The organism is Paracoccus sp. Ld10, assembly GCF_045064235.1.
In the GTDB taxonomy this organism is placed as follows: Bacteria; Pseudomonadota; Alphaproteobacteria; order Rhodobacterales; family Rhodobacteraceae; genus Paracoccus.
The window spans coordinates 21,001-33,407 of record NZ_JBISHD010000028.1; the positions used below are offsets into that span (position 1 = coordinate 21,001).

At 63.9% G+C, this 12,407-nt stretch carries 12 protein-coding genes; 10 read left to right on the forward strand and 2 right to left on the reverse strand.

Going from position 1 to position 12,407, the window contains the following annotated elements; translation table 11 throughout:
- Positions 1–14: 14 nt before the first annotated feature.
- The 4 genes from ACJJVR_RS10855 (at position 15) to ACJJVR_RS10870 (ending at position 4,760) form a co-directional block, all read left to right on the forward strand.
- Positions 15–1,154 (forward strand): sugar phosphate nucleotidyltransferase, encoded by a 1,140-nt coding sequence (locus ACJJVR_RS10855; protein ID WP_405404491.1) that lies wholly within the window; start codon positions 15–17, stop codon positions 1,152–1,154.
- The gene (gene glgX, locus ACJJVR_RS10860) at positions 1,147–3,189 is read left to right on the forward strand and encodes a glycogen debranching protein GlgX (protein ID WP_405404493.1); all 2,043 of its coding nucleotides are present in this window, start codon (positions 1,147–1,149) and stop codon (positions 3,187–3,189) included. Before ACJJVR_RS10855 ends, glgX begins: the two co-directional genes overlap by 8 nt.
- Before the next feature lie 48 nt (positions 3,190–3,237).
- A complete protein-coding gene (locus tag ACJJVR_RS10865) occupies positions 3,238–3,471 on the forward strand; it encodes a DUF2934 domain-containing protein (RefSeq protein WP_405404494.1) in 234 nt (77 codons plus the stop codon).
- A gap of 257 nt (positions 3,472–3,728) precedes the next feature.
- The gene (locus tag ACJJVR_RS10870; protein ID WP_405404495.1) at positions 3,729–4,760 is read left to right on the forward strand and encodes a GSU2403 family nucleotidyltransferase fold protein; all 1,032 of its coding nucleotides are present in this window, start codon (positions 3,729–3,731) and stop codon (positions 4,758–4,760) included.
- Between the two features lie 38 nt (positions 4,761–4,798).
- Here the strand turns inward: ACJJVR_RS10870 and ACJJVR_RS10875 are convergent.
- Positions 4,799–5,550 (reverse strand): IS5 family transposase gene (locus ACJJVR_RS10875; RefSeq protein ID WP_405404497.1). Its coding sequence is split into 2 segments (ribosomal slippage): positions 4,799–5,223 and positions 5,223–5,550, totalling 753 coding nucleotides; the frame shifts between segments, so codons are not numbered across the junction.
- Positions 5,551–5,611: 61 nt separating this feature from the next.
- Positions 5,612–6,370: a DeoR/GlpR family DNA-binding transcription regulator gene (locus ACJJVR_RS10880; protein WP_405404498.1), complete on the reverse strand. Its 759-nt coding sequence runs from the start codon at positions 6,368–6,370 to the stop codon at positions 5,612–5,614.
- Positions 6,371–6,650: 280 nt separating this feature from the next.
- Here ACJJVR_RS10880 and glpD point away from each other — a divergent pair, with 280 nt between their 5' ends.
- From glpD to ACJJVR_RS10910, 6 genes are read left to right on the forward strand one after another with little or no spacing between them, the layout of a single operon-like run.
- Positions 6,651–8,240, forward strand: a complete 1,590-nt coding sequence (gene glpD, locus ACJJVR_RS10885) for a glycerol-3-phosphate dehydrogenase (RefSeq protein ID WP_405404499.1) — start codon at positions 6,651–6,653, stop codon at positions 8,238–8,240.
- Between the two features lie 31 nt (positions 8,241–8,271).
- Entirely contained in the window at positions 8,272–9,333 is a 1,062-nt protein-coding gene (locus ACJJVR_RS10890) for an ABC transporter ATP-binding protein (RefSeq protein ID WP_405404501.1), read from the forward strand.
- Between the two features lie 9 nt (positions 9,334–9,342).
- A complete protein-coding gene (locus ACJJVR_RS10895) occupies positions 9,343–10,413 on the forward strand; it encodes an ABC transporter ATP-binding protein (protein ID WP_405404502.1) in 1,071 nt (356 codons plus the stop codon).
- Between the two features lie 10 nt (positions 10,414–10,423).
- The gene (locus ACJJVR_RS10900) at positions 10,424–11,290 is read left to right on the forward strand and encodes a carbohydrate ABC transporter permease (RefSeq protein ID WP_405404503.1); all 867 of its coding nucleotides are present in this window, start codon (positions 10,424–10,426) and stop codon (positions 11,288–11,290) included.
- Between the two features lie 4 nt (positions 11,291–11,294).
- Positions 11,295–12,104 (forward strand): carbohydrate ABC transporter permease, encoded by an 810-nt coding sequence (locus tag ACJJVR_RS10905; protein ID WP_405404505.1) that lies wholly within the window; start codon positions 11,295–11,297, stop codon positions 12,102–12,104.
- Positions 12,105–12,116: 12 nt separating this feature from the next.
- Positions 12,117–12,389 carry a DUF2160 domain-containing protein gene (locus tag ACJJVR_RS10910; protein WP_405404506.1) on the forward strand — a complete coding sequence of 91 codons (273 nt, stop codon included), beginning with the start codon at positions 12,117–12,119 and terminating at the stop codon, positions 12,387–12,389.
- The last annotated feature ends 18 nt before the right edge of the window (positions 12,390–12,407 follow it).

Below are 12,407 nucleotides of genomic sequence, written 5' to 3' on the forward strand. Positions count from 1 at the left end.
CAAGAGATGTCGCCATGTCAGACAAGACGCCCGCCGTGCTGCGCCACCCCACCCCTGCGGCCCAATTGCCGGTCGCGACTCTGCTGCTTGCTGGCGGCAAGGGAACGCGCCTGCATCAGCTGACAGCGCGCGACAGTAAGCCCGCAGTCCCCTTTGCGGGCACGAACCGGATCATTGATTTCGCGATGGCCAATGCGGTGCGGTCCGGTCTGCACCGCATGCTGGTCGCGACCCAATATGCGCCGCACAGCCTTCACCATCACCTGCCGACCCGGTGGGGGCGCCATTTCCCGCAGTCTGGGCTTGTTCTGCAGGACGGACAAGACCGGTTCATGGGCACGGCAGATGCGGCACGCCAGACATGGGATGCGCTGCAGGCGATGGGCGGCGATCAGGTGCTGATCCTGGCGGCGGATCACGTCTATGACATGGACTATGCCGATCTGCTGGCGGCGCATCGGGCATCGGGCGCGGCGGTCACCGTGGCGGTCGATACGGTCGCGCGGGCCGAGGCGCGCGGTTTTGGCGTCATGCAGGCCGATGCACAGGGCCGGATCCTGTCATTTCTGGAAAAGCCCGCCGATCCGCCGGGCATGATCGACCAGCCCGACCGTGCAATGGTGTCGATGGGCATCTATGTCTTTGATCGCCGCTGGCTGCAGGAAGCGCTGTTCGATCGTCCTGTGGAGGCGATGGATTTCGGTCAGGACGTGATCCCCGACGCGGTGGCCCAGGGTGTGGCCGCTGTGTGGCAGATGCCCGCCGGACCGTCGGGACGTGGCTATTGGCGCGACGTGGGAACCCTGGATGCGCTGCGCCGCGCGCAACTGGATTTCGTGGCCGCAGAGCCCGCGCGCCTGCCCTTTGCCAGCCCTGCCTCGGACTGGTATCTGGGGCGTGGCAGTATTGCCATGCCCGGCGCGATCGTTCCCGACAGCGCGCGCCTGACCTGCACGCTGGTCGCGCCCGGCACGCATGTCCCACCCGGCCTGACCACCGGAGAGAACGCGGCCGAGGATGCGCGCTGGTTTACCCGCACACCCTCGGGTACGGTGCTGATTACCCAGGCGATGCTGGACCGCCGTGCCGCGCACGCGCATATCCGTCGCTCTGTCACCCCGCCCCCTTCCAACCGCCGAGGACTTCATGCGTGATCTGACCACCCCGCCCATCTTTGATGCCACCCAGGGCCGTTCCGACATCCTGGGCGCCGAATTTCTGGGCGACGGGACCAATTTCGCATTGTATTCAGACCACGCCACAAAGGTCGAACTGTGCCTGTTCGACGATGAGGGCAAGGAAGAGCTGCATCGCCTCACCCTGCCGGACATGGAGGGGGGCATCTGGTTCGGGTACCTGCCCGACATCATGCCGGGTCAGGTCTATGGCTATCGCGTCCACGGCCCCTACGAGCCCGAGAACGGACACCGGTTCAACGCCAACAAACTGCTGCTGGACCCCTATGCCCGCGAGCTGTGCGGAGAGATCATCTGGGACGACGCGCTGCACGGTTATACGATCGGCGAGGACGACCTGTCGTTTGACGAACGCGACAGTGCGCCCTTTATGCCCAAGGGCGTGGTCGTGGACAGCCGGTTCGACTGGGACACGGAACGGGCATTGCGGACGCCGTGGGCGGACACGGTCATTTACGAGGCGCATGTCAAAGGGCTGACGAAACGGCACGCCGACGTCCCCGAGGACCTGCAGGGCACGTTCCGCGGGTTATCGACCGAACCTGTGATCAATCACCTTGAAAAGCTTGGCGTCACCGCGATCGAGCTGCTGCCGATCCACGCATTCGCGAATGACCGTTATCTGGTCGAAAAGAACCTGTCGAACTATTGGGGCTATTCCACCCTGTCGTTCTTTGCGCCCCATACCCCCTATCTGAAGACCGGCCAGATCCGTGAGGTCAAGGAGGCGATCCGCAAGTTCCATAAGGCCGGGATCGAGGTCATCCTGGACGTGGTCTTCAACCACACCTGCGAAGGGTCCGAGCTGGGCCAGACGCTGTCGTTCCGCGGGATCGACAACGCCAGCTATTACCTGTTGGCCGAGGACAAGCGCCACAGCTTTGACACCACGGGCACGGGCAACACCTTGAACGTCTCGCATCCGATGGTCTTGCGCATGGTCATGGATTCGCTGCGCTATTGGGTGCAGGTCATGCATGTCGACGGATTCCGGTTCGACCTGGCATCGACGCTCGGCCGCGAGACCGAAGGGTTCGAGCGTGACGGATCGTTCTTTAACGCCATCCGCCAGGACCCGGTCCTGTCCGGCATCAAGCTGATCGCAGAGCCATGGGACATCGGCGAGGGCGGGTACCAGGTCGGCGGATACCGCTGGCCGTTCCGCGAATGGAACGACAAGTTCCGCGACGATACCCGCGCCTTCTGGCGCCGTGATTCCGGCCAGTTGGGTGTGATCGCGGAACGTCTGGTCGGATCGCCGGTGCAGTTCGATCACAGCCACCGCCCCGCCACCAGTTCCGTGAACTTTGTCGCGGCGCATGACGGGTTCACCCTGTGGGACACCGTCAGCTATGCGGACAAGCACAACGACGCCAATGGCGAGGATGGCCGCGACGGGCACGACCACAACCTGTCGGACAACATGGGCATCGAGGGTCCAACCGACGATGAGGGTGTCGATACCGCCCGCGTTCGCCGGGTGCGGGGCATGCTGGCCACCATCTTCTTGTCGCAGGGGGTGCCGATGATCCTGGCCGGTGACGAGATGGGAAATTCCCAGAACGGGAACAACAATGCCTATTGCCAGGACAACGACATCAGCTGGCTGGACTGGGACGGCGCACGTGCGGATATCTGCGATGCGGTTGCCGCGTTGTCAGCATTCCGTCGGGAAAGCGACTTGGCGCAGACCCACTTTACCGCAGCCGACGGCCAGCCCGTCGGCCAGTGGTTGCACCCGCGTGGCGATGCGATGGTGGACAGCGACTGGTCGGACGGCGAACTGCGCATTCTGGGGCTGATGCTGCAGCCTGCGGATGCGCCGCAGATCCTGATCATCGTGAACGCGGGCGAGGACGGCGAGTTCGCCCTGCCCGAAGGTGACTGGACGTTGCGCATTGATACCGCGCGTGACGACGTCGCCTGCATGGATACCGTTTCGGGGGTTCTGCCCCTGGGATGGCAAAGCGTGGTGGCCCTGACGCGTGCGTAAGCGCCGCCCAAATCCTATGTCTTATCACTGGAGGAAATGATGACCGATATGGACAAAGACGAACTGATCCGCGCCCGCGCCCATCAGATCTGGGAGAGCGAAGGCTGCCAGGAGGGCCAGGAGGCCGATCACTGGGCCCGTGCCGCCGCCGAAATCGAGGCCGGTGCGACACAGTCCGACGCGGCGAAATCGGCGGCCGATTCCGCAGAACGCGCCGAAGAGGAGGGCCATGTGCCCCCCTCCGTTGCAGGACCAGCAGCGCGGCGTCGCGCGGCGCGCTGAGCGTCTGGCATAATGTGAAAACAGGGCGGCGGCGTTCAGAATTCGGGCGCCGCCGCCCATCTTTTGCGACAGGGGCGCGATGTCACCGGGCGACGTGACCGGGTGGTAACCGGCCCCGTGCCTTGGCTGGGGTGACCGGGTCGGAACAAGACCGCAGGCGCATTGGATCGGTCGCGTGCATTCAGCATCGTTGCCGTGATCCGTCGGTAAAATGTTCAACAAACTTGCCGACTGTTGAACATGACTGTATTCAACAGATGTCCCAACTGTTGAGCATGATGACCCGATCTCATTCTGCCTTGGCCCACGCGGCTTACCATGATCTGTTGCGGTCGCTGCGCGACGAGGGCCTGCGGGACCTGCGTGGCACGCCCACCTTGGTCGAACGTAACGGGCGGGGCTACTGGTACGACAGCTTTCGCATCGGCACCCAGGTTCGCAAGCGCTATCTGGGCGAGGATGGTCCCGACATGGCCGGGCGCATGCAGGCGGCGCGTGACGATCGGGTGCCGGCTGAACAGCGCCGCCGCAGCCGTGCCCGGCTGGTGCGCCTGTTGCGGGCCGAGGGGTTCCTGGGCCTTGACCCGACCAGTGGCAGCCTGATGGCGGCGCTGTCCGGGGCGGGGGTATTTCGCCTTGGCGGCACGGTCGTCGGCACCCATGCCTTTCGCCTGTACGAGGGAGAACTGAACCTGTCGCTGTCGCTGGAACAGACCGCGCAGACCGATGATCTGGACATCGCCAGCTTTGAGCGTCTGTCCCTGGCGCTGGAGGATGCGGCGGCGCCGCCGGTCACGCAGGTGCTGGCCGATTTCGATTTCGCCCCGGCGCCCAGTCTGGAACCAGGCCGCGCCTGGCGCTGGCGCCAGACGCAGGGCAATGCGCTGGTCGAGTTCCTGACCCCCGCATTCGGCGACGAAGGGCTGCGCGATCTGCCCGCACTTGGGGTACAGGCGCAGGCGTTGCACCACCTGAACTATCTGATCGCGGACCCGATCCCCGCGGCCATTCCTTATCGCAGCGGCGTGCTGGTACAGGTGCCCCGCCCGGAGCGGTTCGCCATCCACAAGCTGATCGTGGCCGACCGCAGGCGTGCCGACGACCGACTGAAATCGGCCAAGGATCGCGCACAGGCGGCGTTCCTGATCACCATACTGGCCCGCGACCGCCCCGACGATCTGGCCGAGGCGCATGAGGACGCGCTGTCCCGTGGCCCGCGCTGGCGCGACCGCATCGCGGCCAGCCTGTCGCGCATGCCTGACACTGCCGCCCTGCTGGCGTCCCTGTAGCGTTGGGCTCTAGGCTCTAGCCGCATTGAGTTTCACAGCTAGGAGATGACGAGCGCGGCGAGTGCGATGGCCGAGCAGAAGACCTTTGGGCATCTGTCATACCGTGTTGCGACGCGCCGCCGGTCCTTGAGCCTGCCAAACATGATCTCAATGCAATTGCGTCTTTTGTATCGCCGCTTATCGTTGCGGACGGGCATCCTACGTTGCTTCCGGCCGGGAATGCAGGCGCGTATCCCCTTGTCCAGCAATGCGTCTCTGAACCAATCGGCATCGTACCCCCGGTCTCCAAGTAACTGATCGACGTCCGGCAGGTTGCTCAGGAGAGCCCGGGCGCTAATGTAATCGCTCACCTGACCGGCAGGGACGAAGACGTCGATCGGGCGGCCCTTGCTGTCGCGGATGGCATCCAGCCTGGCGTTCATGCCGCCCTTGATTCGACCGATCAGACGACCACGCCCCCCGTTTTCGCGCCCAAACCGGACGCCGTGCGATGTGCCTTGAGGTAAGTCGCATCGATCATGACCGTCTGCTTCTCACCGTGCTCGGCTGCCAGCCCGGCCATCATCTGCGCAAAGACCCCCTTGTCGCTCCACCGCTTCCGACGGTTGTAGAGTGTCTTGTGCGGACCATATTCGCGCGGTACGTCCCGCCACCGTAAGCCATTGCGATTGATAAGGATAATCCCGCTCGGCACGCGCCGATGATCAACGCGAGGTTTGCCGTGGGACTTCGGGAAACAGGGCTCAAGACGCGTCATCTGCGCGTCTGTCAGCCAGTAAAGATCCGACATGCAACGCTCGGTTCTTGAGCCGTGATCCACGCTACGCCGCTAAAATCAATGGGTGCTGCGCCTAGGGCACCATCACGCGGGTCTGCCACGCCTCGCATGCCCGCGCCAGATCGCCGGGCAGGGCGCGGTCGGTAAAGATCGCGTCCAGCTGCGACAGCGACCCGATGCGGGCGGGGGCGCTGCGCGACAGTTTCGAATGGTCCGCCACCAGAAAGGTCTTGCGCGACTGGCGCAGGATGGTCTGGCTGACGCCGACCTCCTGGATGTCGAAATCCAGCAGGTCGCCGTCACTGTCCAGCGCCGAACAGCCGATCACGGCCAGGTCGAACTTGAACTGGCGGATGGTTTCGGCCGCCAATGTGCCGACCAAACCGCCATCGGCGCGGCGCAGGCTGCCCCCGGTAACGATCACGTCGCAGTCGGTATTGGCCGCCAGGATGTTGGCCACGTTCATGTTGTTCGTCACCACCAGCAGGTCGCGATGCCCCAGCAGTTCGCGGGCCACGGCCTCGGTGCTGGTGCCAATGTTCAGGAACAGGCTGATCTTTTCGGGCACCTCGGCCGCGCAGGCACGGGCGATGGCGGTTTTGGCGTCGTGATGCAGGGCGCGGCGTTCCTCATAGCCGATGTTGGCGACGCTGGATGGCAGGATGGCGCCGCCATGCACGCGTTCCAGCCGACCCGCCTCGGCCAGGTCGGTCAGGTCACGCCGGATCGTCTGCAGCGTCACATTGAAATGGCTGGCCAACCCCTCGACCGTGACCTTGCCGTCACGGCGGGCGATCTCCAGAATCTCAGGCTGACGAAAGCTTTGCGACATGGGACACCCCTTGCGGTTTTGCCGATCTTGCACGCCCGGGCCGAACAGGCAAGATGTTCGCTTTGTTGCGGTTTGTGCAGATCGTGCAGCTGTCCGGCACGATAAACGCGGCAACACGACTGGTTTTCGCCCGAAGATAGGGCATAAAGCATGACGCAAACACGGTAACCATCTGTATATTAATTGAAAATTACAAATGAAAAAAAACGAAAATAAAAGTCTTTCTTTTTGATGCGAACAGCGGCAGAGATAGACGGAGGCGGCGAAAGGATGACGGGGCGTGACGGATACTGGCAAGACGGTCGATCTGTTCGTGATCGGGGGCGGCATCAACGGGTGCGGGATCGCCCGCGACGCCGTCGGACGCGGTCTGTCCGTCACCCTGGCCGAGATGGGCGATCTGGCGCAGGCAACCTCCAGCGCATCGACCAAGCTGTTTCACGGCGGTCTGCGCTATCTGGAATATTTCGAGTTCCGTCTGGTCCGCGAGGCGCTGATCGAACGCGAGGTGCTGTTGCGCGCGATGCCGCATATCAGCTGGCCGATGCGGTTCGTCCTGCCCTATCACCCCGACATGCGGTTCGAATCGGACACGCCGACGTCCAAGCTGTTGGGCATGGTGATGCCCTGGATGAAGGGCCGCCGCCCCGCCTGGCTGATCCGGTTGGGGCTGTTCATGTACGACACGCTTGGCGGTCGCAAGATCCTGCCCGGCACCCGGACGCTGTCGCTGGACGGCACGCCCGAAGGGGCGCCGCTGCAGGAACGCTTTCACCACGCCTATGAATATTCCGACTGCTGGGTCGAGGATTCGCGGCTGGTCGTCCTGAACGCCCGCGACGCCGAGGCGCGCGGCGCAACGGTGATGACCGGGACCAAGGTTCTGTCCGCCGACCGCCATCCCGACCACTGGATCGTGACCACCCAGGATGTGGCGACGGGACAGACGATGCGCCACCGGGCGCGGATGCTGATTAACGCGGGCGGCCCGTGGGTCGGCGACCTGATCCAGGGCACGATCCGGCTGAATTCGTCCGAAGGCGTGAGGCTGGTGCGCGGCAGCCATATCGTGACGCGGCGCCTGTACGATCATGACAAGTGCTATTTCTTTCAGGGCACGGACGGGCGGATCATCTTTGCCATTCCCTATGAGAACGACTTTACGCTGATCGGCACCACCGATGCCGACCATCAGGACCCGTCGGTGACACCGGAATGCACGCCGCAGGAGCGGGATTACCTGTTGAACTTTGCCAACCAGTATTTCCGCCGCCAGTTGGCCGCGGACGACGTGGTCTGGTCCTATTCCGGTGTGCGGCCGCTGTATGACGACGGCGCGCAAAGCGCCACGGCAGCGACCCGCGACTATACTCTGAAGGTCGACCAGACCGGGGGCGCACCGGTGCTGAACGTGTTCGGCGGCAAGATCACCACCTATCGTCGGCTGGCGGAATCGGCGCTGGCCAAGATCGCGCCGTTCTTTGCGGACCTGCCCGGTGACTGGACGCGGGGCGTGGCGCTGCCCGGGGGGGATTTCCCCGTCGATGGCGTGCCCACGCTGGTGGCGGGGTTGCAGGCGGACCATCCGTTCCTGACCGAAGCCTGGGCGCGCCGTCTGGTGCGCGCCTATGGGACCGAGGCCGCGACAATTTTGTCGGGCGCGCGTCAGGCCGCTGATCTGGGCGTCGATTTCGGCGCCACCCTGACCGAGGCAGAGGTCGTCTGGCTGATGGATCACGAATATGCCCGCCGCGCGGCCGATGTGGTCTGGCGGCGGACCAAGCTGGGGCTGCGGCTGAGCGCCGATCAGGTGCAGGTCCTGGACGAATGGATAAAGGCCCGGTGGGCACAGAGGGCCGCCGCCGGATAGCGCGGACCGTCGGAGGGCCTTGGGAGGGGACATGACGTTAGAATTGCAGGGTGTGACAAAGGTGGTCGACGGGCAGGTGCATGTCCATCCCACCGATCTGGTGCTGGAACGCGGCACGATGAACGTGCTGCTGGGGCCGACGCTGTCGGGCAAGACCTCGTTGATGCGGCTGATGGCGGGGCTGGACCGCCCGGCGCGGGGCCGCGTCCTGTGGGAGGGCCGCGACGTCACGGGCATGCGCGTCCAGGACCGCAAGGTCGCGATGGTCTATCAGCAGTTCGTCAACTATCCGGCGATGACGGTGTTCGACAACATCGCCTCGCCCCTGCGCCTGATGGGCGTGGACCGGGCCGAGATCGACCGCCGCGTCCGGGAAACCGCCGCGATGATGCGCCTGACGCCCATGCTGGACCGCAAGCCGCTGGAACTGTCCGGCGGACAGCAGCAGCGCTGCGCCCTTGCGCGGGCTCTGGTTAAGAACGCGGGTCTGGTCCTGCTGGACGAGCCGCTGGCGAACCTGGACTATAAGCTGCGCGAGGAATTGCGCGTCGAGATCCCCCGCATCTTTGAGGAATCGGGCGCGATCTTTGTCTATGCCACCACCGAACCCGAAGAGGCGCTGCTGTTGGGTGGCAACACTGCGACTCTGTGGGAGGGCCGGGTCACGCAGTTCGGGCCGACGCCGTCGGTTTATCGCCGCCCGGTCGATGCGACCACGGCGCGGGTGTTCAGCGATCCTCCGATGAACTTTCTGCCGTTCCAGGTGGCGGGCGGGCAGGCCACGGTTGCGGGCATGCCTGCATTGCCCGACGGGCGCTATCTGGCGGGGTTCCGGCCCAACCACCTGCACCTGCAGCGCCATGCGGCCGATGCGGTGCAGTTCGATGCGCAGCTGGTCGTGACCGAGCTGACCGGGTCGGAAACCTTTGTTCATCTGGACCATCACGGACAGCGGTGGGTCGGGCTGATCCATGGCGTCCACGACCTGCCTTTGGGACAGGTGCTGCCGGTCTGGCTGGACCCGCGCCACGTCTATGTCTTTGCCGAGGATGGCCGCATGGTCACCCCCGCCGCCTATGCACGCGCCGCCTGAGGAGGGGTCATGGCCAAGATCACGCTGGAGAACCTCGCCCATTCTTATTCCGCCCACCCCAAGGGCCCGGAGGATTACGCGCTCAAGGAACTGAACCACGACTGGCAGGACGGGGCGGCCTATGCGCTGCTGGGGTCCAGCGGTTGTGGAAAATCGACGCTGCTGAACATCATCTCGGGACTGCTGATCCCCAGCCAGGGGCGCATCCTGTTCGACGGGGTCGACGTGACCCGCGCGCCCACCGCGGAACGCAACATCGCGCAGGTGTTCCAGTTTCCGGTCGTCTACGACACCATGACCGTGCGCGACAATCTGGCCTTTCCGCTGCGCAACCGGGGCCGCCCCGAGGCCTATGTCGCCGAACGCGTGGCCGAGATCGCCGCGATGATCGGGATGGAGCACATGCTGGACAGCAAGGCCCGCGGCCTGACGGCGGATGCGAAACAAAAGATCAGCCTGGGCCGCGGCATGGTCCGCAAGGACGTGAACGCGCTGCTGTTCGACGAACCGCTGACGGTGATCGACCCGCACATGAAATGGGAACTGCGCACCCAGTTGAAAAAGCTGCACCACGATTTCGGCCATACGATGATCTATGTGACGCATGACCAGACCGAGGCGCTGACATTCGCCGACAAGGTGGTCGTCATGTATGATGGCCGCGTGGTCCAGATCGGCACCCCGGACGAACTGTTCGACCGGCCCGAACATACGTTCGTGGGCTATTTCATCGGATCGCCGGGCATGAACCTGCTGCCGGCGACGGTCGCAGGGACGCAGGCGCAGGTGCCGGGCGGCACGACCGCGCTGGCGGGATCCTATGGCGCGCTGTCGGGCAAGGTGCAGTTGGGCATCCGCCCCGAGCATGTCCGCCTGTCCACGGATCAGGGCCTGCCTGTGACCATCCGCCGGATCGAGGACGTGGGCCGCCACCGCATCATCCGGGCCGACCTGATGGGTCACGACCTGAACATCATCGCGCCCGAGGATCAGGCCATAACCGCGGACATGACCCGCGCGGTGTTCGATCCGGGCCGCATCAACGTCTATGCCGACGACTGGCGCGTGGCTGCGGCATAAGGGGGGAACCATGGAAAAGACCGTTAATCACAAGGCCTGGTTTCTGGTCCTGCCGGTGCTGGTGCTGGTCGCGTTCTCGGCGGTGATCCCGCTGATGACCGTGGTCAACTATGCGTTCCAGGACACGTTCGGGAACAACGTGTTCTTCTGGAACGGCACAGGCTGGTTCACCGACCTGCTGCAATCGGAACGCATGTGGAACGCGCTTGGGCGCCAGCTGGTGTTCTCGGGCATCATCATCGCGATCGAGATTCCGCTTGGCATCTTTGTCGCGCTGAACATGCCCAAACGCGGATTTTGGGCCAGCGTCGTTCTGGTCCTGATGTCGCTGCCGCTGCTGATCCCGTGGAACGTGGTGGGCACCATCTGGCAGATCTTCGGGCGCGTCGATATCGGCCTGCTGGGATACACGCTGGACGCCTTGGGCATCGACTACAACTATACCCAGAACCCTATCCATGCCTGGGCCACTGTCATCGTGATGGACGTTTGGCATTGGACGTCACTGGTCGCACTGCTGGCCTATGCCGGGCTGCAGTCCATCCCCGACGCCTATTACCAGGCTGCACGGATCGATCAGGCCAGCCGCTGGAAGGTGTTCCGCTATATCGAGCTGCCCAAGATGGCGGGCGTCCTGATGATCGCGATCCTGCTGCGGTTCATGGACAGCTTCATGATCTATACCGAACCCTTCGTGGTCACCGGGGGCGGTCCGGGCAACGCGACCACCTTCCTGTCGATCGACCTGGTCAAGATGGCCCTGGGGCAGTTCGACCTGGGTCCGGCGGCGGCCTTTTCGCTGATGTATTTCCTGGTGATCCTGCTGATTTCCTGGGTCTTCTATACGGTCATGACCAATCTGGACAAAAGGGGCTGAAGGTATGGGCAAGCGCATCAACGGCAGCGCCGTCGTCATGATCCTGTATCTTCTGTTCCTGTTGCTGCCGATCTATTGGCTGATCAACATGAGCCTGAAGACCAACGCTGAAATCACCGGCACCTTTGGCCTGTGGCCCCGCAACCTGACCTTTGCCAACTATGCCACCATCCTGACGGACCCGGCATGGTACATGGGATACGTGAACAGCCTGATCTATGTTGTTCTGAACACGGTGATTTCGGTCGCCGTGGCGTTGCCGGCGGCCTATGCGTTCAGCCGCTATCACTTCATGGGCGACAAGCATCTGTTCTTCTGGCTGCTGACCAACCGCATGGCCCCGCCCGCGGTGTTCGCATTGCCGTTCTTTCAGCTGTATTCATCGGTCGGGCTGTTCGACACGCACATTGCCGTGGCGCTGGCGCATTGCCTGTTCAACGTGCCGCTGGCCGTCTGGATCCTGGAGGGTTTCATGCGCGGCGTCCCAAAGGAGATCGACGAGACCGCTTATATCGACGGCTACAGCTTTGGGCGGTTCTTTACCCGGATCTTCATGCCGCTGATTTCTTCGGGGATCGGGGTTGCGGCGTTCTTCTGCTTCATGTTCAGCTGGGTCGAACTGCTGTTGTCACGGACGCTGACATCCGTGGCGGCCAAGCCGATCGCCGCGACCATGACCCGAACCCAAGGCGCATCGGGCGTCGATTGGGGGGTGCTGGCGGCGGCGGGCGTGCTGACCATCGTGCCGGGGGCCTTGGTCATCTGGTTCGTCCGAAACTATATCGCCAAGGGCTTTGCCCTGGGCCGCGTGTAAGGGGGATACGCCATGTCATGGATGGCCTGGACGCTGCCGACCGCGATCTTTTTCGTCACCATCGCCCTGTTGCTGGTCACCTTTTCGGTGCTGGCGGTCCGGTTCCCGGAAACGCCCCGACGCGGCGTTCTGGGGATAGAGACGACGCGGGGCGACCGCCTGTTCATCACGCTTTTGGGCTCTGCCTTCATCACCCTGGCTTGGCTGGGACTGATGACGGCCGCGCTGCCCTGGGCGATGCTGGTTTGCCTGGTCTGGGCCGCCGCCGTCTTTCGGTGGGTCTGACATAGAGCATCGGCCTGC